The 23,845-nt window shown below is 28.4% G+C and carries 19 protein-coding genes; 3 read left to right on the top strand and 16 right to left on the bottom strand.

Going from position 1 to position 23,845, the window contains the following annotated elements; all coding sequences use genetic code 11:
- Positions 1 to 46 precede the first annotated feature (46 nt).
- Entirely contained in the window at positions 47 to 1,435 is a 1,389-nt protein-coding gene (pabB, locus tag BPEN_RS02250; RefSeq protein WP_011282986.1) for an aminodeoxychorismate synthase component I, read from the bottom strand.
- A gap of 366 nt (positions 1,436 to 1,801) precedes the next feature.
- On the opposite strand from pabB, the gene tsaB reads away from it, so the two are divergent.
- Positions 1,802 to 2,521 carry a tRNA (adenosine(37)-N6)-threonylcarbamoyltransferase complex dimerization subunit type 1 TsaB gene (gene tsaB, locus BPEN_RS02245; protein WP_011282985.1) on the top strand — a complete coding sequence of 240 codons (720 nt, stop codon included), beginning with the start codon at positions 1,802 to 1,804 and terminating at the stop codon, positions 2,519 to 2,521.
- A gap of 354 nt (positions 2,522 to 2,875) precedes the next feature.
- Here tsaB and minE read toward each other — a convergent pair whose 3' ends face one another.
- The 8 genes from minE to hns all read right to left on the bottom strand — a co-directional run bounded on the left by minE (position 2,876) and on the right by hns (position 13,045).
- Positions 2,876 to 3,139 carry a cell division topological specificity factor MinE gene (gene minE, locus BPEN_RS02240; RefSeq protein WP_011282984.1) on the bottom strand — a complete coding sequence of 88 codons (264 nt, stop codon included), beginning with the start codon at positions 3,137 to 3,139 and terminating at the stop codon, positions 2,876 to 2,878.
- A gap of 7 nt (positions 3,140 to 3,146) precedes the next feature.
- Positions 3,147 to 3,959, bottom strand: coding sequence for a septum site-determining protein MinD (minD, locus tag BPEN_RS02235; protein ID WP_011282983.1), 813 nt, complete (start codon positions 3,957 to 3,959; stop codon positions 3,147 to 3,149).
- 25 nt (positions 3,960 to 3,984) lie between these two features.
- Complete coding sequence (minC, locus tag BPEN_RS02230) at positions 3,985 to 4,665, bottom strand: septum site-determining protein MinC (protein ID WP_011282982.1); 681 nt, start codon at positions 4,663 to 4,665, stop codon at positions 3,985 to 3,987.
- 703 nt (positions 4,666 to 5,368) lie between these two features.
- Positions 5,369 to 5,893 carry a disulfide bond formation protein DsbB gene (dsbB, locus tag BPEN_RS02225; protein ID WP_011282981.1) on the bottom strand — a complete coding sequence of 175 codons (525 nt, stop codon included), beginning with the start codon at positions 5,891 to 5,893 and terminating at the stop codon, positions 5,369 to 5,371.
- A 518-nt stretch (positions 5,894 to 6,411) separates the two neighbouring features.
- Positions 6,412 to 7,410, bottom strand: coding sequence for a type I glyceraldehyde-3-phosphate dehydrogenase (gap, locus tag BPEN_RS02220; RefSeq protein WP_011282980.1), 999 nt, complete (start codon positions 7,408 to 7,410; stop codon positions 6,412 to 6,414).
- A gap of 377 nt (positions 7,411 to 7,787) precedes the next feature.
- The gene (gene sppA / locus BPEN_RS02215; RefSeq protein ID WP_049749223.1) at positions 7,788 to 9,656 is read right to left on the bottom strand and encodes a signal peptide peptidase SppA; all 1,869 of its coding nucleotides are present in this window, start codon (positions 9,654 to 9,656) and stop codon (positions 7,788 to 7,790) included.
- Positions 9,657 to 9,869: 213 nt separating this feature from the next.
- Positions 9,870 to 10,676 carry an exodeoxyribonuclease III gene (gene xthA / locus BPEN_RS02210; RefSeq protein ID WP_011282978.1) on the bottom strand — a complete coding sequence of 269 codons (807 nt, stop codon included), beginning with the start codon at positions 10,674 to 10,676 and terminating at the stop codon, positions 9,870 to 9,872.
- Positions 10,677 to 12,634: 1,958 nt separating this feature from the next.
- Positions 12,635 to 13,045, bottom strand: coding sequence for a histone-like nucleoid-structuring protein H-NS (gene hns / locus BPEN_RS02205; RefSeq protein WP_011282977.1), 411 nt, complete (start codon positions 13,043 to 13,045; stop codon positions 12,635 to 12,637).
- A 627-nt stretch (positions 13,046 to 13,672) separates the two neighbouring features.
- Here hns and BPEN_RS02200 point away from each other — a divergent pair.
- Entirely contained in the window at positions 13,673 to 14,290 is a 618-nt protein-coding gene (locus BPEN_RS02200; RefSeq protein ID WP_011282976.1) for a thymidine kinase, read from the top strand.
- 445 nt (positions 14,291 to 14,735) lie between these two features.
- Here BPEN_RS02200 and cls read toward each other — a convergent pair whose 3' ends face one another.
- Positions 14,736 to 16,205 (bottom strand): cardiolipin synthase, encoded by a 1,470-nt coding sequence (cls, locus tag BPEN_RS02195; protein WP_011282975.1) that lies wholly within the window; start codon positions 16,203 to 16,205, stop codon positions 14,736 to 14,738.
- A 635-nt stretch (positions 16,206 to 16,840) separates the two neighbouring features.
- On the opposite strand from cls, the gene BPEN_RS03265 reads away from it, so the two are divergent.
- Positions 16,841 to 17,446: a TonB family protein gene (locus tag BPEN_RS03265; protein WP_238374057.1), complete on the top strand. Its 606-nt coding sequence runs from the start codon at positions 16,841 to 16,843 to the stop codon at positions 17,444 to 17,446.
- 165 nt (positions 17,447 to 17,611) lie between these two features.
- Here the strand turns inward: BPEN_RS03265 and BPEN_RS02185 are convergent, their stop codons facing one another.
- From BPEN_RS02185 to BPEN_RS02160, 6 genes are all read right to left on the bottom strand, one after another.
- Positions 17,612 to 18,349 carry a YciC family protein gene (locus tag BPEN_RS02185; protein ID WP_011282973.1) on the bottom strand — a complete coding sequence of 246 codons (738 nt, stop codon included), beginning with the start codon at positions 18,347 to 18,349 and terminating at the stop codon, positions 17,612 to 17,614.
- A gap of 454 nt (positions 18,350 to 18,803) precedes the next feature.
- Entirely contained in the window at positions 18,804 to 19,634 is an 831-nt protein-coding gene (trpA, locus tag BPEN_RS02180) for a tryptophan synthase subunit alpha (protein ID WP_011282972.1), read from the bottom strand.
- 2 nt (positions 19,635 to 19,636) lie between these two features.
- Entirely contained in the window at positions 19,637 to 20,827 is a 1,191-nt protein-coding gene (trpB, locus tag BPEN_RS02175) for a tryptophan synthase subunit beta (RefSeq protein ID WP_011282971.1), read from the bottom strand.
- Positions 20,828 to 20,869: 42 nt separating this feature from the next.
- Positions 20,870 to 22,243, bottom strand: coding sequence for a bifunctional indole-3-glycerol-phosphate synthase TrpC/phosphoribosylanthranilate isomerase TrpF (gene trpCF / locus BPEN_RS02170; protein WP_011282970.1), 1,374 nt, complete (start codon positions 22,241 to 22,243; stop codon positions 20,870 to 20,872).
- Positions 22,221 to 23,246, bottom strand: coding sequence for an anthranilate phosphoribosyltransferase (gene trpD, locus BPEN_RS02165; RefSeq protein WP_011282969.1), 1,026 nt, complete (start codon positions 23,244 to 23,246; stop codon positions 22,221 to 22,223). Before trpD ends, trpCF begins: the two co-directional genes overlap by 23 nt.
- Position 23,247: 1 nt before the next feature.
- Positions 23,248 to 23,844 carry a glutamine amidotransferase-related protein gene (locus BPEN_RS02160; RefSeq protein ID WP_011282968.1) on the bottom strand — a complete coding sequence of 199 codons (597 nt, stop codon included), beginning with the start codon at positions 23,842 to 23,844 and terminating at the stop codon, positions 23,248 to 23,250.
- Between the last annotated feature and the right edge of the window lies 1 nt (position 23,845).

The raw sequence follows: 23,845 nt of genomic DNA, 5'->3' as shown, positions 1-23,845 counted from the left end.
ATACACATATGTATGTGTGATACTATGAATTGTTGATTTAAAGCAGTTATTTTAAATAAAATTTTTTTAGTAGTGGTAGCAATAAAGTAGAGATTTTGTATTGCATTTCTTGATATTCTGTTTCTTCATCGCTGTCAAAAATAATACCGCTTCCTACTGAACAAAATAGATATTGTCTTTCAGCTAATATTGTTCTGATAGCAATATTGGTATCCATATTGCCACAACAACTTAAGTATCCAATACTTCCAGACCAAACGTTCCGGCGTTGTGGTTCAAGTTGTTCAATTAATTGCATAACTTGAATTTTTGGGGCTCCAATTATAGATCCTCCTGGAAAACATGCACGTAATAAGTCACAAGCAGAAAAATTATTAGAAAGTTCTCCTGTAATGGTACTGATCATATGATGTACTCCTGGAAATGATCGAATATCAAATAATTTAGATACATGAATACTGCCCGGAACAGCTACTTTTCCAATATCATTTCTTAATAAATCGACAATCATTAAATTTTCTGATTGATTTTTTGTAGATTTAGATAATTTAATAATTTGGTGATAATCATCTTGTGCGTTTTTTAATCTAGGTAACGTACCTTTAATAGGTTGAGTTTTAATTTTTGTATTATGTAACCTTAGAAAGCGTTCTGGAGATAAACTGAGTATACTTAATTTGTTTGGTAGTCGAACAAAAGCTGAAAAAGGTGCGTGATTATAATGTAACAGATAACGAAATGCTATCCATTCATCTCCTATATATGGAGCAGAGAAACGTTGAGAAAGACATACTTGATAGCAATTTCCTGAAATTATATGTTTTTGGATAGTATGGAATTTTTGCTTATATTCAGATCGACTAATGTTACTTTTCCATGGTTGTATGAGATTGAATGATGTATTAGAAACATGATTGTTATATATATGTTGTTGTGTATATACCCAGGTCAATATTTGATTAGGATCGTCGTGAGTAACAAGATAATTTTTACAAAGTTTATGATCCGCAATGATCGCCCAGCGATACAAACCTATTGCCATATCTGGGAACGAAAGGTCTTGTTCTGCTAATTTTGGCATTGATTCAATATATCTTGCGAGATCATATCCAAATACACCTAAAAATCCACCTTGAAATGGTAATTGACAGTTATTTTCTGGTTTCATATTCATGATATGAATATATTTTTTTAGTAAGATAAATGGGTCTGTATTATCAATTTGATGATTTTTATCATAAGAAATTGTAGTGATATTGTTGTGCGTTGTTAATGTAAGAGTTGGATGAGTAACTAATATATCAAAACGACTATCTGGGTGTTTATTATTATGACCAGAATACAATAACATAGACCATGGGGTATTAGATAAAGGATCAAAAAGATTCAGTACAGTATAAGGGTGATAGGGTAATTCTATAAGATGCATGCCCATTTAAAACAGATTTTTCCTTTATGATTGTAAGCATATATATTGATTATGCATATAACATTTTATTGTTATTTTTTTTTAAAAATGAAGAATATTTAAAATTTATGTTGTTGCATGTATCAGATTTAATGATTGTATATGTATTGGATTTTAGAATACTTTAAAAAATTAAATGATCAGTACATCTATATTGTTGTGTTAAAATGCTTGATCATCATATCATTGAATGATTAAAATATTAATATAATTTTTTAGTTTTAATGATTTTAGTTGGTTTAGTAAATTTTACACTTTACTATAAGTATTACATATATTATGTAATGCAGTTATAATTTTCTTTTTATACAATTTCATTTTTATTTACATGATATGTCTACTCAAATTTTGGCTTTTGATACTACCACTGAATTGTGTTCTGTTGCCATAATGATTAATCATAGCATATATGATCATAAAATTATAGCTCCAAGGAGTCATTCAGAAAATATATTGCCTATGATTAATCAATTATTAATAGAAGTAGGTGTTACCTTACAATCCTTGGATTGTATTGTATTTAATAGAGGACCGGGTAGTTTTGCTGGGATACGTATTGGGATAAGCGTCGCACAAGGCTTAGCATTAGGAGCAGATTTACCATTAGTAGAGGTATCTTCTTTGGAAGTACTAGCGCAGGGGGCTTGGCGTATTTTTTCTGTTAAACAAGTTATATCTACTATTGATGCGCGTATGGGTGAGTTGTATTGGGCTCGTTATTATCGAATGAGCGACGATAGTTATTGGATACGTAGTGATAATGAGTCTATTACGAAGCCGGAGATAATTGCAAAAAAATTAATATATTCTGGTTCCCAGAAGCTACAGAGTAACTTGGCGCTTGTAGGAACAGGTTGGAATAACTATCTAGTATTGAAATGCATAAGAGTGCCTGGGGTGATTAGCTTAAAGAAGAGTGTTATGTCGCCTGAAGCACAGGACATGTTGCCTTTAGGCATATGTAATTGGAGAAACAAAATATTTATTAATCCAAATCAGGCACAACCTGTTTATTTACGTAACGTAGTAGTTGTAAAGAAAAATGATATTTAGTTTTTAATAATGGCTATTAATGATCTAATAATGTTAGATGCTGCCTGTACATTTTAATAATTTTTACGTAAGTAAACATATATTTATTATATTTTGGAATTGTAATATGATTATGTATAGAATTGTTTCGTAACATTAAGGTATGGTTGTATTTTTTATTTTTTACTGTAATTTGGATTTTTGTAATAAAAATTTTTTTATTGGATATTGATTAGTAAAATAAGGAGATATAACAAAGTTGTTATAATTTTATTTTTTTATATATTAATGTAATATCTTTTTATACTGAGAGAAGATTGTTTATTAGTAGTATTGATGAATTTTTTAATTGAAGATTGGTATTAATTGTACGATTTATTGTGTTTCTTCATTAAAAAAAATTATCTTACATTTTAAAATAGATGTATTGTTGTCTTTTTTTTCTAATTGGATTGAAAGTATGCGTGGATTATGTATATATTTACTTATTGTTTGGACTAAATCTTTTTTTAATTGAGGTAAAAAATATGGAGCAAAATTATTTCTAATGTTATGGTCAGAAACAATTTCTTGTAGTCTTTTTTTAGCGATGTCGGCCGGTGTTTTTTTTCTAAAAAAAAAGAAATTTACTAATACCATAATAGTATTATCTCTTGAAAAATCGTTTAAAAAAATTGAGTTTTTTTTCTTCAATAAAGCGTAAAGGACATGGATTACCTAACAAACGATCTACTGTATCTGAATAGGCTTGTCCTGCATGAGATTTTGAATCCAAAATGATTGGTTCACCTTGATTAGATGCTTTTAATACTGATTTATCTTCTGGTATAACACCTAGTACAGGAATTCTTAATATCTCTATTACATCTTCTAAACTAAGCATATCTCCTCGTCGAACGCGGCTAGGATTATATCGAGTTAGTAATAGGTGTTCTTTGATTGTGTCTATACCATTTTCGGAACGTTTAGACTTAGATGCTAAAATACCCAGTATGCGATCTGAGTCATGTACTGATGAAATTTCTGGATTGGTAGTAACAATGGCTTCGTCTGCAAAATATAGAGCTGTTAAAGCTCCGCTATCAATACCTGCAGGAGAATCACATATTATAAATTCAAAGTTCATTTTATTAAGATTATTTAATATTTCTTCTACTCCAACCCGAGTTAGAGAATTTTTATCACGTGTTTGTGAAGCAGGTAGAATATATAAATAATCAGTGTGTTTATCTTTAATTAATGCTTGATGTAAAGTGGCTTCACCTTGGATGACATTAATAAAATCATATACTACTCTACGTTCGCATCCCATAACTAAATCAAGATTACGCAATCCGATATCGAAATCAATGACAGCGGTTTTTTTACCTTTACGCGCCAGTCCAGTAGCGAGAGCTGCGCTTGATGTTGTTTTACCTACTCCTCCTTTTCCTGAAGTAATAACTATTATTCGTGTCATAAACAAATCCTTATTGCAGGATACATTATAAATTTTGAATGATAAGCATATCGTCTTTTAAACTAAGTCTTACTGGTTTACCTGAAAATTCTTTTGGAATTTGATCGCTTAGCCAATAACGTCCTCCAATAGATACTAGTTCAGGAGATAAATGAGTACAAAAAATTTGGGATTCTTTACTACCAGAGGCGCCGGCTAATACCCTTCCTCTCATCGTACCATAAATATGGATATTTCCGTCGGCAATAATTTCAGCTCCAGCGCTAACATTTGCAATAATAATTAAATCTCTGTTGCGAGCGTATATTTTTTGTCCAGAACGTATTGGTGTATTGATTAATTGTGTTTTAGAGATTATTGGGATGTTTTTTTGTAAGCATTCTGCAAAATATTTATATTTGACAGAGGTTCCTTGAGTAAGAATAGGTATTCCACTACGAATAATTGTTTCTTTTAATTTGTTATCATGACAACAACATACTCCAACTATAAATAATCCAGCATCGGATATTGTTCGACATAGAGCATCCCAATTATTGCAATAATTAAGATTACCAACGTCTATAACAACTGGAGTGTTTTTTAATAAAAAAAAGGGAGCTTTTTTTATTTTTTCTTCTAATGATCGACGAATCACCCCTATGCATGTACTATAGACATGCATTACCAATAATGTAAAATTACTCCCTTTTATGCTTATAGACACATTGATCTTTCACAATTTAGATATATATGCATATACTTATATGCAACACGATTATTTGTACGAACGTATGTTTATTTATTATTCGTTTTATGATTTATATATATTAATTTTTATTTTAAAGTATAAAATACTATTATGCCTATAGTAGAATATGTGAAACGATGACTTGTCAATAAAAATTAATTAATGACCATACATAGTTCAATAACTGCTGTAGTATAATGTATTTCATCGATGTAGTAAATACGACATATTTAAAATTGTACGATGTTAATGATTGTTTATTTTTTATAAATTATCAGGACAGTTATATTTTTTTAACGTGAGATTAAGGTTACTATATTATAATAGTATATTGGTAATATAATTTTTACTTTTTAAAATTTTAGATATTAATAAAGTATATATACTTTATAAAAGTTTTAAAACAATAAGAAATACTAATAATAATATTATTTCAGAAGGTATGTATTATGTAGTGCAATATACATTTGAGTTGGTTTTGTTCAACAATATTTTTTTGAACAAATATATGATAGGATTACTCAGTATATTTCATGTTGATTTTTCAGTACGCACGCAATTAGGGTAGTAGGTAACTGCAATAAATATCGATGATAATATATAATGTTTGTGTTTTATGTATAAATAAGTATATATATGTGCTTAAATATAAAAAATTGGTATTAATTTTATTTATATTCTATTTATTATTCCATTTTTTGAGATCAATAATTTGTGATAGCGATACGAGTATCGCTATTATTAAGTAGTTAGCAAAAATTATAAGCATCCATTGAGATATTTCTAATGATAAAAAGTACCATTTGTATTCAGCGCAATCACCATCAGCATCAAACATACTAGGCCACCACTTATTTAAAGGTAACCAATGAGGAAATTGGACAAACAAATCACACATGAAAAATGGGGATGGATGTAATTGAATATCAGTATATTCTTTAGCTAGCAACAATCCTTTCCAAGCGCTGTATATCCAAATCGGAATAGAAAAAAATCTTAAAGGAGTAAATGGAGCAATTGTTCCAATCAATCCAGCAATCCCTATACCACACAAAGCGCATCTTTGGTAAACACATAATACGCAAGGTTTTATTAAAACAATGTGTTGTAAATATAAGGCTATTAATTCTAAAATAACAACAGTAAATATTAACAAAACCCAGCTTTTTCTAGTTTTAGAGCAAATATTTAAAAAATTCAACATAAATAATTACCTAAAATTAAAACAATTCAAATTGATGTATTTTAATATTTTTTGAAAAAATAAAAAATTTGATATCAACAAATCTGTTGTATATTAAATTGTTATATATGATATCTGTGCAATTACGTATACGTTTAAATCTTACTAAGATTATCAAATTAGAAACAATGAAACAAGTATAACAATTTAATTTATATTTATTTGTGGTCAATAGCATTGAAATATTAATATTTATAATTTTTCCAATGCAGGTCAATTGGATAGTTTAGATTCATATACGTTGTAAATGATAATATTGTATTTCATATTCATAATATGAATTAATACTATTTTTATAGTTCTCCTATTTTATTGATCCTTATTTATATTTCAAATATCCAATTGATAAGAGATGTTATTTGAGGATGTTGCAGAGATAACATCTCTTATTTGAAAGTCATTAAACTGTTTTTATTTGATTCTAATCATTAATGAGATTACCTATGTAATAGGTTGAAGTATTTATTGGATGATATTATTTAATGTTTTGTAATATATACACTTAAATCGATTACTTTATCAGAGTAGCCTGTTTCATTATCATACCAAGATATTAGTTTAGCGAAATGATTATTTAATAAGATGCTTGCTTGTGCGTCGAAAATAGAGATTAATTTTTCTCCGTTAAAATCGCTAGATACCACTTTTTCATCAGTATATCCTATAATTCCTTTTAAATTTCCGTAAGCGGCGTTTTTAATAACATCGCAAATATTTTTATAAGAAGCGGATTTTTCTAAACGGACGGTAAAGTCAACAACAGAAACATTTGGAATAGGGACTCGGAATGATATTCCAGTTAATTTACCGTCTAGCTCTTTAATAACTTTTCCTAATGCTCGTGTCGCTCCAGTAGAAGATGGAATTATATTTTGGTAGGCACCACGTCCACTTCTCCAATCATTATGTATTGGGGCATCAACAGTTTTTTGAGTAGCGGTGGTAGCATGAACAGTAGTCATTATACCTTCAATGATGCCAAAATTGTCGTTAATAACTTTAGCTAATGGAGCTAAACAATTAGTAGTGCAAGATGCATTAGATATTATTTTTTCTCCCTTGTAGAGATGGTTATTAACTCCCATAACAAACATTGGTGTATCATCTTTTGATGGAGCTGTTAATACTACTTTACGGGCTCCAGAGAAGATATGTCCGTGAGCTTTTTCTTCAGTTAAAAACATTCCTGTAGATTCAGTAACAACATCAATATCAAAATTTCCCCAATATAAGTTTTTTGGATCTTTTTCTGAAGTGTAGTGCACAACTTTATCATTAATGATTAGATGGTCACCATGTACATTAATTGTTCCTTTAAATCGTCCATGAGTTGAATCATATTTCAACATATATGCGATATGTTCAATGTCGAGTAAATCATTAATGGCGACAACATCTGCGTCTTTTCTGTCTTGTACAGTTCTAAAAATAACGCGACCAATTCTACCAAACCCATTAATACCTATTTTAATAGCCATATTATTATATGCTCCTGTTTTAGTTGTGATTATATGTTATGTTGTAAATTTTAAATGAAGGCATGGAATATTGTTTTATATATCGAATTCTCAATAAGAATTATTGTAATAAATTAAAAGTAATGTGCGTGTTTGATGTTTTTGATATTTTATATATTACATATTAGTGATATAATATCATATCACTAATATGTAATATATTTAATTTTTGATAGTTACGTGTATTTTATAATTTATTATGATCTAATAATATAAATATATTTTTAGATTCCTCTTTTATAGGTACTTAAATTAAATGAATTTATTAATGTGATGTTTTGTGATTAAATCATCATTTTTCAATGCTATAAGTATGTAAATAAAATTTTTATTATATCTTATAATTGTTCTGAATAATTTAAATCAAGAGCATAGCAATTTTTTGGATCATTCCACGAAAATTGGAGGATATTAGAGTTATTTATTTTTATATTGTTATCAAAATTAATTAATGAAACGTAATGATTTAATAAATTTATAATTATAGTATGAATAACTTTATTAGCTTGTTGTATTAAAACATCTATCCAATTTATTTTATTTTCGTACCAATTCAGTTGATATTCTTTTAAGTGAGCTAGTTCAATAGCTTTATTTATTGCGTCATCTAAATCTCCTATATTGTCAATTAATCCATTTTTTATTGCATCATAGCCAAGCCATACATGGCCTTGAGCAATTTTATGGATATCTTCTGTAGTTTTACAGCGAGATTCAGCCACAGTGTTAATAAAATAATGATAGCTGGTATTTACATAAAGTTGCATCATATTTATATATTCAGTAGGTAACGGGGTAGTTATTGAAATATTTGATATAGGGGATGTATTTACTCCGTCACTATGAATACCGATGGTGTCAAGAGATTTTTCAAATGTATTAATAATACCAAATATACCGATAGAACCCGTAATAGTACTGTTACTTGCAATAATAACATTGGCTGGCGTTGATATCCAATATCCGCCAGATGCTGCTATGCCACCCATAGAAACCACTACTGGTTTACCAGAATCTCTGACAGCTATTAATTCTAATCTAATTAATTCAGAAGCATTTACGCTTCCACCGGGACTATTGACACGAAGTACTATTGCTTTTATTTTAGGATCAAATCGAGCGCTGCGGATTTTATGCGCTATAGTATCACCACCAATTGAACCTGGTATATCAGGTCCATCCACGATAGGGCCATTAATACATATTATTGCTATTTGGTTATCTTTTTTTGCAGGAGCTATAAGATTATAATCATACATGCTAATTGCATTAAACGAAGTGCCTTGTTTATTAGATCCAAATATTTCTTTCATCGTATTTTCTATAACAAAATGGGATGCGATTTCATCGATCCATTTATTTTTCAGCGCATAAGCTGCAGTATCGCCTTGCATTCGATGCAATTCATTTAATATATTGTTGATTCCCGGAAAAATTGATCGTGTTGTTGTGTTACGATTAATAGATATTATTTGTAAATATTGATCCCATAAACGATTTACCAATTTTGTTTCTTCATGTCGCACATGATCAGACATTTGATCTTGAATAAATGGTTCAACAGCAGATTTATATCTACCTACTCTAAAAATATGAGTATTAATTTTTAAATTATTTAATAGAGATTTATAATATAATTTGCTGGTAGAAATTCCTCGTAAATCTACAAATCCATGTGGTGTGAGATAGATTTTATTGGCATAACTAGCGAGCAAATACTGTGATTGATTGTAATAATCAGAAATAGCATAAATTGGTTTACCAGATTCTTTGAATTCACGTAATGCTTTACCAATATATTCTAATGATGTTTGATTGCTTCCACAAAAGTTTTTTAATGATAATATCAATCCAGTTATATGTGGATCATTTTTGGCTTGACGTAATATATTAATAATATCAAATAGTGAGTTTTCTTTAGCATTTGGTTTATTTGTATTTAATAAATGTTGACTGAATTTTTGAAATTTACTGTATGTCACTGGTTTATCTACAATAATGCCAGAAAGATCTAGAATTAATGCAGAGCACTTTGATAACGAGGCAGAAGAATCACGTAAATTTAAATATACTCCCACACTAATTACAATGAAAATGATGAAAAATATATTTATTATTACTGTTCGTATAAGATGCAGTGTACGTATGCTATATCTAAGTATTTTATAAATGATCTTCCATATATTCTGGATGAACGACTTTATCATTAAAAACATTATACAATATCCACATTAACTTTATATTTTCACATTTAAATCAAATTAGGTATCACAAAATACGTATAAATTAAATGAAAATTATGAAATTTTTATGATTTTATTAATTTTTACATATATAAAAATTAAAAATTTTCAGTGATATCATGTCATATTAGTAGTTAAGGTTTATATAAAATGATTTCCGTGTGATGTAAGTATATATTAAATATCAAAATCTACCCATACCGGAGCATGATCGGACGGTCGTTGCATTCTACGAATATCATAGCTTATATCACTATTTTTGCAACGATTGGCTAGAGGACGTGTTGCCAATATCAAATCAATACGTAAACCATTATTTTTGTAAAAGCCGTGGGATCTATAACTGAACCAGGAATAACGTTCATCATTTTGAGGGTGCATATTGCGGTATATATCTACCAAACCCCAGCTCATCAAACGATTGATCCATGTTCTTTCCTCTGGTAAGAAAGAACATCGACCTGATGCGATCCAACGTTTTTTATTTTTTTCACCAATACCAATATCAAAATCTGTAGGACTAATGTTCATGTCGCCCATAATTAGTAACAATGAATGACTATGATAGGTATGTTCTACGTAGTTTTGGAAACTTTTATAAAAATTTTTTTTGTACATAAATTTTTCTGGATGATTTTTATTTTCTCCTTGGGGAAAATAACCGTTAATAATAGTTAATGTTCCTATTGGTGTCATAATATCAGCCATAATTATTCGTTTTTGAGATAAATTGTCATCATCAGTTAGTCCGCGAGTAACGGTTAAAGGAGTTTGACGTAGAAACAATGCAACCCCATGATATTTTTTTTGACCGTAATAATATACGTGATAACCATGTTGCAGTATTTCTTTTACAGGGAAAAAATCATCATGTACTCTAGTTTCTTGTAACCCAATGACATCAGGTTTCAATTGAAAGATAATTGCGTTTAATTGATGCATACGAGCACGTAATCCATTGATGTTAAAAGAAACAAATTTCATATGATGGCGATCCGTATTTATTTTCGATTATAAAATATAGGCGTTACTGATTTAGTAAAATAAAAATAATTAACAACAATTAATAATTATACTTTTTATGTGTATCATAGTATATGAAAATAAATACCATTTGTTACAATTATTTAATTATTAATCGGTTTAGTATATTAAATTCTTTAAATATAGTAGTAGAGCTACAAAACTGCAGGCTATTATATATGCATGTTTCTATATAATACAATGAATTAATAAGTTCAAAACATTTGTTGTGTTTTTAATAAATTATTTAGGTATGGGTATGTTTGTGAGTATAAGAAGATTATTAAATATATTATAATTAATTATTATGGTTCTAATTTTATTATATATTTATTATTGAACGATTAATTAATTTAACTAATAATTGAAAATTACAGCTATTATTGTAATAGCTCATAAAATGAGCTTTAGTAATCTGTAGTTTTGTTTTAATTTTATTTAATAGAATGTTTGTATATAATGGTTGGTCATTTCAATTAAAATCATGTTGATTTAACATTGGTTTTTATCAACTTCTTTATAAAGTTGCTGCAGAATAATTAAAAAGTAATTTAAATGCGTATTTGAAATAATGTGTATAAAAAATAGATTTATAGCTTGTTCCAAAAGCCTATTTTGATCTTATTATTAGGAGGGTTGTTGTATCTAATAATATAGATATATTTTAAATATTATTTGATACTAATGATTTTTGTATAAATTTATTTTTCAGTAATGTGAAATTATGTTGAAACAATTGAAAATTGATGTGCTGCATAATTGCAAAGCAATCCTATGATTATTAAATAATTTTTAATATGTTTTATGTCGAGTCTTTTAGTGCCATCGCCAAGTGCATTGTATCTTTTTTATATGTCAATAGGACATATTGTTAAAATTTATAATCACAAAAGTTTTAGAAAATATGTTGAATGATATCATTGAATGTTAGTGAGTACAATGATTTTTGCATTTGAATTTTTATTAAAATATATTAACAAGTATAGTGATCATCCTAATATACATGATGCTAGGATATTTCTAATATTTATTATATCATTAATTTTTATTAAGCATATAAAATATATTTATTAGTACAAAAATAATATTATTGTATTAAATTAAATTATATTATGATGTTATGTTGGGGTTTTTATTTTTAACTATTTTAATAATTCTAAAAAAACAGTATAGATCGTAAGTATATGTATTTATTTGGTATATATTTATAGGTATTGCGTTTTTAATTAAGAATCAATTTTTAGTAAATTGTATATGATATTTTCATCTAATATTTTAGATCAGGGTTATGAAGGAAATAATAATGGACATCTATACAAGTGACTATATTTAATAATTGTGATATTTATGTTAATGAAAAATTTTTCAATTCTACAGTTGATGTCAATATAGTTATTTTTATTTTTTAAGATTTATATTTTTAAGGAATATACTATACTAGTAAGTATAGATTATTGGTTATAATTAATGTTGTAGGCATATGTGTAAAATACACAGAGCTATTTTGAGATGGGATTAAATAGAATTTATTTATATGTATAAAAAATATTACTATAATGTAATATAGTGACAATTTGTTTGGGTAATAACAAATTTATATTAGCGATAGATGTTATTAAAATTAATGAAAATTTGTTTATTTCCTCTAAACAGGGTAGGAATTGGGCAATTAGCGTTTCGATAAAAACAGTAAATATACAATAGATTTATTAATTTAGTTAAATATATTTGTATTTTATAAAAAGTCATTGTGATTGTTATATGCGATATTATGAATTAAATAATATTAAATTTGAATGGTTGTGAACAGTATAGTACATATTAAATTCTGCATATGATGATTCCAGACAAAGAGCTTGAAAATATTACCAAGAATTTCTTTGTTTGAGATGAAATAAATAAGTATTATTTATCATTAATTATAGTAAAAAATCTTCTAATTTTTTCTTTTTTTCATCGATAGCTTTTTTGATAATTGAGGGAGTACGTCCTTGTCCGGTCCAAGTTTTAATCTCACCATATTTGTTAATGTATTGATACTTTGCTGGGCGAGCTGCACGTTTATTTTTATGAATAGGCTTAGTATTAGAAGTTATATTTTGTAATAGTTCATTAGGATCTATCCCATCAGCTATGAGCATATCACGATATTGTTGTAATTTTCGAGAATGTTTTTCTATTTCAGCTTGAGCTTGATTATTTTCTTCTCGGCGTTCATTAACAACTACTTCTAATTTTTCTAACATTTCTTCTAAGGTATCAAGGGTGCATGCTCTAGCTTGCGCTCGTAAAGTGCGTATATTATTAAGAATTTTTAGTGTGTCGTTCATTAAATTAATCTCAAAATGTGATAAATAATAAGTCTAGTATAAGGATAGAGCGCTAATTTATTTTCTGCAAGACCTAGGGTGTTTAATTTATAAATAATCTTATTATATTTTGTGTTAATTGGTAATTAAATATATATAGTGTTATAAGTATCAGTGAGTATGATTTATGTTTTTTTATTAAAAATATTTAATTAATTTTAATTAAATGATTTATGTATTATTTATAATAATATTTAATATTATTTAATGTTTAAGTATTATCCATTCAAATTAAAATTATTTATTTACTTATAAAATTTTTAAATATAAATAATATCTTTTTATTAATTTAAATTATTTTGTAAATATATGGATTGTATGTTAAGTACAGATTGTTTTATTTACCTGAATCGTTATTTTGAATATAAAATACAAAGTAGTGTTAAAAACATATATGGTATTGTAAAAGTGTTTATCTTGGATAAAATAAAAAAATTATTTCATCGCACATTAATTTAGTATATAAAAATAAATGTTTTTTATAAGTTTATGGATTAAATAATTTTTAAACCTAATATTATCTATAATTTAAATTATATTTATGTTGCTAATAGTAAAATACTGTGAGTCGAATAGGGTGTTAATTGTATGGCACAATTATATTTTTATTATTCCGCAATGAATGCTGGAAAAACTACCGCATTATTACAGTCTTCTTATAATTATCAAGAAAGAGGAATGCGCACTGTGTTATATACTGCTGACATGAATTCTAGAGATAATAGATATAAACAAATTAAATCTCGTATTGGATTATATGCTTCTGCTAGAGTATTTAACATTAAAACTAATTTTTTTGATCAAGTAGTAACTATACATCAAAAGGATATAATACATTGTGTGTTAGTGGATGAGTGTCATTTTCTCAACCGTAATCAAGTGATTGATTTAAGCAAAATAGTCGATGTGTTAAATATTCCAGTATTATGTTATGGATTACGTACTGATTTTAGAGCTGATTTATTTTCAGGTAGTCTATGGTTATTAGCATGGGCAGATAAATTAATCGAATTAAAAACTATTTGTTATTGTGGACGAAAGGCTAATAGAGTTCTTAGAATTGATGATCAAGGTTTAATAATTCGAGATGGAAATCAAATATTGGTTGGTGGTAATAATCGTTATGTTTCAGTGTGCCGCAAACATTTTGTAGAACAATTAGAGTCACCATTATCTTTAACAAAACGTGTATATAAAAATAGATAATAGTTTATTGAAGTTATGCATATGTTACTTTCTTTTAAATAAGATATATTTTTATGCACAATAAATTTTATATTCAAGTTATAAACTGATATGGATATTACTTGTATTTTGGATTCATTTTTATTAATCAATATGGATTGATTCATATTTTATATATCACAATATACAGTTATATGTAATGATGATGAAATACTATGTAATTTCATCATGTACTTGGCGCCAGGTGTTAGGTTAATTAAATACAGAATATATTTATTGTTTTAAACGTATATAGAATTTTACTTGTATGCAAATTAAATTGATAAGTGAGTATATGTTTAATTGTGATAAAGGGATTTTATGAATATTTTAATTCAAATTAATAACACCCTATTTAATGGATGTGGTATGGGATTTGTTATATTTATTTTGAATTATGTTGTTGAAATTAAAAGTTAAAAAATCCTTATAACAGAGGACTTAAGAAATAAAATAAACGTTCAACAATGCGTTCCCAATAAGGACGGTTAGCCCATTTTTGGGGATCAATTGTTTTAGAGTGTGCAATATAATTCTCCTGTGTTTTTTCTAGCTCGTTACTAAAATCTTTACTATCAATGACTAATGTGATTTCAAAGTTTAGCCATAAACTGCGTATGTCCAGGTTTACGGTTCCTATTAGACTTAATTGTTGATCGATTAATACACTTTTTACGTGTAGTAATCCATTTTGGAATTGATGTATTAAAACTCCGGCTTTTAATAATTCGCTAAAAAATGCTCTACTAGCCCAGTTTACTAATACAGAGTCGTTGTTTTGAGGAATAATAATATGTACTTCTACTCCCCGTTGTGCTGCTGTACAAATGGCATGTAATAAATCATCACTAGGCACCAAATATGGAGTAGTAATAATAAGCTTTTTACGTGCTTCATATAATGATATTAGTAATGCTTGATGAATTATTCCCTCCGGGCATCCTGGTCCAGAGGGAATAATTTGAATAGTATGTCCTGTTGATATTAGTTTATGAGCTGCTACTATGTGAGTGTTGAATAACAATGGGAACAATACGTGTTGTCCTGTTTCAATTTCCCAATCAGAAGAAAATATTATGCTCATTGCTGAAGCTGCAGGCCCGTCTATACGCACCATAATGTCGACCCATTGCCCAATTCCTATGTTTTTTTTAAACAATTGTGGATCTACCATATTCATACTGCCAGTATAAGCAATATGGTCATCAATTAATATCATTTTTCTGTGTTGTCGCAAATCCATACGACGTAAGAAGACGCGTAACAAATTGACATGTAGTGCTTCTACAATATTCACCCCAGCTTGACGCATTATATTAGGACATGAACTACTGAAAAAATTGGCGCATCCGGCTGAATCTAATATTATGCGACATCGGATGCCTCGTTTAGCTGCTATAATTAATTTTTTTATAACATGATCTACTAGTCCCCCAGACTCCCAAATATAAAATACCATATCAATGCTGTGTTGAGCCAATTCAATATCTTTAATTAAAGATATAATGGTATCGTCAGTTTTTTTTAATAACTGTATTTGATTACCTTTTAGAGCGCCTATTCCTTGACGATGTTCGCAAAGCTTAAACAATGAAGAAGCGATTACGCTGTGTTCAGTGGAAAATATATGTTTGTAGGTTTTTAGTATTCGTATACGACGCATAGTAGATGACCATGCTATCTTACTTCTATTAGATCGTTGTTTACCAAGGTTAGATTCTCCAAATAATAGATATGTAATGATACCTATTAAAGGCAAAACATAAATTACTAATAACCATGCCATAGACGATGGTACTGCTCGGCGTTTTATTAAAACTCGAAATGTAACTAGTACGATTAATAACCAATAACTGCATAAGAAAATACAATTAAATATGGCATGAATCGCAATCATGATTACATAAATCCTATTGAGATATTTATGAGATATTTTAAACAAAGACTATAGATTATTATTGAATATTTATTTTATGACAAATTTTATAATCATATAAAAGGTGTAGATATATATAATGATCAGATATTGATTGATAAAATATATTAATTAATATTAATAATTATTTAATAATATCAATTTCATTATTATATTTATGCATTATATATAGTATATGATATTTGCAAACACTTATTATATTTTGAGGAAATAAATTAATTTGTAATTTTATGTATATAATTAATAATTATTATGCGATGCAATATATATAATCGATTATTAATACTCAAATAGTATAAGCAATGAACGCAAAAATGATGCATGTGTTTAGTTGAATTATTTAATTTTAGATAATTAGAATTGATGCATAACTATTTATTGTCGTATATATTCATGTATTTAAAATATTAAGGAAAGTGATTTAAAATAATTCCTAGTATAAAGACATAAAATATTTAAAATTATAATGAAATATGAGATTTTTTTTAAAAAAAATAAAAGATTTGGTTATAGATCCGCTCCGCCGGATTTGGTGCAAACTGCATATGTCAATTTATTTTTGTTGTTTTTTATCATGTGTAATACATGCATTTATAATGCATGTATTATTACATCATTGTTATCATTCTGTTAATCAGTCTGTTTGCGAGCAAAGATCTAATATAATGACATTGTCATTACTGCAAACTAGTCAATTTTTTCATGAATCGTTAGAAAAAAAACAATTGCCAAAAACACTTAAAACATATCATAAGCAGAAAAATTCAAGATCTATAATTCGTTCAGAAAAAAAAAATTTAGATAGTTCTAAATATAAATTCAATGCTGATAAAAATTTGCCTTTGGTTGAGAAAAACGATGTTAATATTGGAGAATCTACAACACATTCTGTGCATTTGCCTAAAAAACATCATGATCGACCGTATATATCTTCTTGCGCAATTAATCGCGTATATCCTGAATATCCTAATAGAGCGAAAATATTAAATGTAGAAGGCAAAGTTATTGTACAATATGATGTGAATGCTAGAGGTAAAGTTGATAACATATGTATATTATCAGCGGTTCCTCCTGGTATATTCGAAGAAAGTATTAGATCAGCTATGCGTCGTTGGGTATATGAGAGCAATAAACCAGAAAAAAAATTGATTATTACTTTCAAATTTTGTTTAAATTCTGTAAAAATTTTTAGTGATTATTAACATATGGTTATGTTAATAAATTGATTGCGCAGGTTTATATGAAAATAATGCTTTTAACCAATTGAATAATTTATTATTTTGGGCTGCAATATATACAGGTTTTTGTTTTATATTAGTTATTTTTAATATAAATATAAATAAAATTTTTTTAAAAAATTAATAATTTCATACTGTTCTGATAATCATATATAAGCGATATAAATAAATTAAAATAATTACAGATAATATATTGTTCGCGGTATTTATTAAAATCTTAACAACGAAGACCCAAGAATGGAAATAATGGATTAATATCAATATAAGTATAGTTTTTATTAGAAACCATAATAATATTGGTGGTGTAGTTAAATGAATATTACGACAGCTTACTTTTATACTAAGGCGTATGGCTTCCATAATAGGTATATTATTAGTGATAATCATAACCGGAGTTAGGCTGATTATAATGGCTAATAGAATACCCGGAACAATTGCTATCATTAAACCCAGTTGCATGCACAATGTAGTGTAAAAAATTAATAGTAATAATTTTGGAAATAATGGTATTGCTAACTGAATAATATTTATTATATTGAAAGATTGATTATTTTTATCGGTAGTGGATAAAACATGTAACATGGTTAGTATATTTCCGCATAAAAAAGTATTACTTAGAAGCTTAGAAATACTATTAGCAGCAGATAATTTTAATAAAATATACTGTTGATCTGACGATAATTCTTTGATCATGTTCTGTAAGCTCTCATTAATAAAGTTATTCATAAATATGAAATCTTCTTTTTTTGGTAATAAAATATAATCTAAGCTAGCTTGAATTAATGTTGTAGCTAATATTAATGTTGTAATATTAATGTAATAATTACGAATAAAACATAATACGTCTTGAGATATTCTGATCATCATAATTTTTATAATTTTTCCAAAAAATATTTTTTGAAAGTAGAGAGGTCATATTTCTTCAAAATTGAATTCGGGAAATATGATCAAATTATTTAATTTCAATTTAAATATAATATGATTCTATAAATAATTATATTCAACATATTGTTTAGGGAATACTTGTATTTGGAAATTTTTCGATAATATATAGTTTATATATAATAAACTAAAAATTTTTTCTTTAACGTATTGTCGATCTATTGTACGTGTAGATATGTTTATAAGTTTAAGGCGTCTGCATACGGATCTTAATAAGTATTATTATAATAATTTTGTATATCAAAGTAATATTAAATTTAATATAATGTATTTTGTGGCTTTTTGTAAGGATGTGCGTGCTAATTTTGATGATTATAATATATAATCGTTCGGTTTTTTATTAAAAATAAGAATAGAAAAATACCTATTATTATTAATTCTAATGAGTATTAGAACTCATGGATGTCTTCATAAGACGTACTAATTTTTCTATTTTCTTAAATGCTAGTTTTGTGTTAGATATATTTTCTTCTATAATGCTTGCAATTTTAGAACCGGTAATGATCCCAGAAGTTCCTAACAATAACGATTCTTGAGCTTGAAGCGGTGTGTGTATTCCAAAACCTTGTAGTATAGGTAATTTTTTTTTTTGTTTTTGGATACACATAATTATACTATGTAATACAGCATTATAAATTTTTTTTGCATTAATATCAATGCCAGTTACTCCGGGTCGGGATAATAAATAGATGTATCCATGTCCGAGAGTAGTAATATTATGGATTAATTCTTCGGTAGCATTAGGTGGACAAATGAAGATGTGGGCTATTTTATGTTGTATAGCAGCATTATAAAACGGTAGACTTTCTTCTACAGGGAGATCAGGAATTAATATAGAATCTATATCTAGTTTTGAGCAACATGAATAGAAATTATCTATTCCATTTTTAAAGACTAAATTTGCATAAATTAGTAATCCGATGGGCAAATTTGGATATTTGTTGCGAATATTGTGTAGTATTGTCACACAACGTGAAAAATTTATACCTGATTTGAAAGCACGTTCCATACTTTTTTGTATTATAGGTCCATCTGATATAGGATCAGAAAATGGTATTCCTAATTCTAGTGCATCGGAACCTGAAGACACTAATGTATCGATGATATGCATAAAAGAAATAGGATCGGGATATCCTACAGCAATAAAAGGAACAAATGCGCCTATTTTTTTTTTCTTTAAATGTGTAAATAATTTTTTGTAACGATTCATTGTTATTTATCTCTTTCTTTTTGTAATGCATTATGAACGGTAGAAATGTCTTTATCTCCACGTCCAGACAAATTAACTACTAAAATTTGTGCTTTATCTGGTTGTTTCTGAATTATTTTTAGTGCATGAGCTAAAGCATGAGCGGATTCTAGAGCTGGAATAATTCCTTCATGAATAGATAATTTCTTAAAAGCTGTTATGGCTTCTATATCATTAATAGATACATACTGTACCCGGCCAGTATTTTTTAGATAAACATGCTCTGGACCGACAGACGGAAAATCGAGACCAGCGGAAACAGAATAAGAGTTTTTTACTTGTCCTTCCGAAGATTGTAAGATTGAAGTTTTCATACCAAAATAAATTCCTATACTTCCATGTTGTAGAGCGGCACCATGATATTCAGTATTTATACCTAATCCTCCAGCTTCTACACCTAATAACTGCACTGATGGTATGTCAACAAAATCAGAAAATATGCCAATAGCATTAGATCCTCCTCCTACGCAAGCAATAATTGCATCTGGTAAGCATTGCTCATATTTTTGTATTTGTTTGTATGTTTCTTTTCCAATAATACGTTGAAATTCTCTAACGATTGTGGGAAAAGGATGAGGTCCAGCAGCTGTACCAAGCATGTAATGGGTGTATTCATAAGTTTTCGACCATTCGCGCATGGCTTCGTTACAAGCATCTTTTAAAGTTTCAGATCCACGATGTACTGGAATAACTTGTGTGCCCATTAATTGCATTCTCAAAACGTTGAGTTTTTGACGTTTTATATCTTTAGATCCCATATAAATACGACATTTTAATCCTAAAAGAGAGGCTGCAATGGAGACAGCCACTCCATGTTGTCCGGCACCAGTTTCAGCGATTATTTCTGTTTTAGACATACGTTTTGCTAATAAAGCTTGTCCTAATACTTGGTTGGTTTTATGAGATCCTCCATGCAATAAGTCTTCACGTTTTAAATACAGTTTAGCGCGAGTTCCTTTTGTTAAATTTCTACATAATGTCAAAGGAGTAGGACGACCGGCATAGTTGTTTAAAAGATATTTGAGTTCTTTTTGGAAAATAGCATCATCTTGAGCTGATATAAATGCTTCTTCTAATTGAGTTAGGGCTGGTATTAGAATTTGCGGTACATACATACCTCCAAATTCTCCAAAATAGGATTTTAATTTTATCATATTGATTATTTTATTTTTTAATTATTTGAAATATATATTCCTTTAATAAGACCTGATTATTTGGAAGACTTTGATGAGTTTCTGGTGATTTTTAATACCTGGTTTAATTTCAACTCCAGAATTAAAATCTAAACCTAAACAACCTATGCCCGCCGCTTTATTACAATTGTTTATTGTCAATCCTCCGGCTAAAATTACTTTATCTAATTGCATGCTAGAAAGCAGTGACCAATCAAAAGTTTTTCCACTACCCCCTCCACTGTCTGCTAAATAGCGGTCTACGTTCAGTATATTACATTTCGACAATGGTCTGTGATTCATATTAATACTTTTCCATATATGACATGTTATGGGTAATCGTGTCCGTAAAATATTAATATAATCTTGATCTTCTACGCCATGAAGTTGAACTGCTGCTAGTCCTAATATGTTAACTATGGTAACAATATAAGAAATTGGAGCATTACAAAATACACCAACATAACTTAAATATTTTACACAAGAAACAATACGTTGCGCAATTGTGATATTTATGTAGCGAGGTGAAGTGGGAACAAAAATTAGCCCTCCATATATTGCGCCTGATTTGTATGCAATATCAGCGTCTCTCACTCGAGTTAGTCCACATATTTTATTTTCTCCTAAAATTAATTTTTTAATGGCTGCATTAAGCTTTGGTTGAGACATTAATATTGTACCTATTAAAAATCCATTAACATATCGTCTAAGTTTTCTTATATGACAATAATTGCTAATACCAGACTCGCTGATTACAGTGATTGTATTAGGTATATCTTTACTTAGAGTAATAGTGCGATTTAAATCAACGGACAAATCATTCAGATTACGATTATTTATACCGATAACTTTAGCTCCTAAATATTTAGCGCGCTTTAATTCATCTTCGTTTGCGATTTCTGTTAGTACCCCCATACATAATGTATGAGCTATTTTGACCAATTTTTGATAGGATGCATCATCTAGAATTGATAGCATTAGTAAAATAGCATCAGCTTTATGTAAGCGCGCAAAATAAATTTGCCATTCTGAAATAAAGAAATCTTTACATAATATTGGTTGTTTTACGATGTTGCTCACTTGGTGTAAAATATTAAAATTCCCATGAAAGTATTTATTATCAGTTAATACTGATATCACTGAGGAGTAATTTTTATAAGTCTGTGCTATTTTGATAGGATCAAAATCATTACAAATAATACCTTTAGAAGGAGACGCTTTCTTACATTCTAATATAAATATTGTTTTTTGATATTTATTGCGAGACACAGCGCTATAAAAATCACGATTGCTTGCTTGTATTTTACTTTTTAAAAAATGTAATGAATGTTGTTTTTTTTGATCAGCTATCCACATTTTTTTATATGATAAAATTTTATCGAGTATTGTGTGTTGCATGGTTTTGTATCTTAGTTTCTGATAAAGAACTCAAAAGAGTGTAAGGTATGCCATAATGTATTTTTTCTAAAGCTAGTTGTGCATTAGCGCGTAGATCGGTATACCCAAATAATTTTAATAATAATGCTACATTGGCTGCTATTACAGCTGAATGCGCAGGTTTTCCTCTTCCTTTTAATATATTGATCATGTATTCGCGGGCTTGTTTTCTCGAATAACAACGTAATATTTCTATTGGATAAGAGTCCAGCCCAAAATCTGATGCTGTCAAAATATAATTATTTATGATGCTATTGTGTAGTTCCGCTATATGAGTAGGGGAGTGTAATCCCACTTCATCAATTCCCCCGCAATGTACTACTATAGCGTGATTATATTTAAGTAATTGTAATATTCGGATTATAGGCGATAATAATTCTTTTTTGTATACACCAATAAGTGTTAATGGTGGTTTGGATGGATTAATCAATGGACCTACTATATTAAATAATGTAGGAATTTTTAATTGCTTACGTATGGGCATAATGCGATGTAGCACTGTATAGTATTGCGGGGCATATAAAAAGCATATACCCAATTCATCAAAATTTTTACGTGCTTGTTGCGGACTGTTGAGTATTAAACAATGTTGTTTTAGTAAGTCCATTGATCCCGTTAGACTAGATATACTACGGTTGCCATGTTTAATAATTTTTGCGCCGCAAGTTGCAGCTACAATAGCGCTGGTTGTAGAAATATTGATAGTATTACTATTGTCTCCTCCGGTGCCTGTAATGTCTGCAAACAAGCTATTTGGACGAGGAAAAGGTTTAGCGTGAGTTAATAATATATTCACAGCACCTATAATTTCTTCAAAGGTCTCTCCACGTATTTTCATACTAATAAGTGCCGATGCAATTTGTATTGCGGATAATTTTTCTTTTATTATGGAATGTAATAATGCTTCACTTTGTTTTTGGTTAATATTTTTACCTTGATATAAGGTGTCTAAGATTTTTTGCATGTTATTGTTCCTTGTCTAAGCATATTGCCCATGCGATAGTTTGCTGAATAAGTCGTGTTCCATGAGCAGTTAAGATAGATTCGGGATGAAATTGAAACCCGCAAATCCGATCAGAGTCATTACGTACTGCCATTGCTGTGTGTTTATTGTAATAAGCATTAATTTTTAAATTATTTGGTATAGAACTACCTATTAATGAATGGTATCGTCCTACTAAAAAAGGGTTTGGTATATTAGAAAACATAGCTGAATTGTCGTGATGTATCAAAGAAGATTTTCCATGAAAAATTTCTTTTGATCGCGATATGTTCCCTCCATAAAATTCTACAATGGCTTGATATCCCAGACAGATCCCAATGATTGGAATTTTTCTATGTAATTGTGCTATCAATTTTGTCATGCATCCAGCTTTACTAGGGGATCCAGGACCTGGCGATAACATTAAAATTGGGTTTACCATATTCGATATGGTATCAATAATGATCGATGCAGGTAGTTGATTAGTATATATTAGTACTTGATGGCCGTGATTGCGTAACTGATCTACTAAATTATACGTAAATGAGTCAATGTTATCTAGTAATATTACATTAACCATT

It is taken from the genome of Candidatus Blochmanniella pennsylvanica str. BPEN (assembly GCF_000011745.1).
GTDB classification, from domain to species: domain Bacteria; phylum Pseudomonadota; class Gammaproteobacteria; order Enterobacterales; family Enterobacteriaceae; genus Blochmanniella; species Blochmanniella pennsylvanica.
Note: the sequence above shows the minus strand (reverse complement) of the source record. Positions and strands in the feature narration are given on the sequence as shown.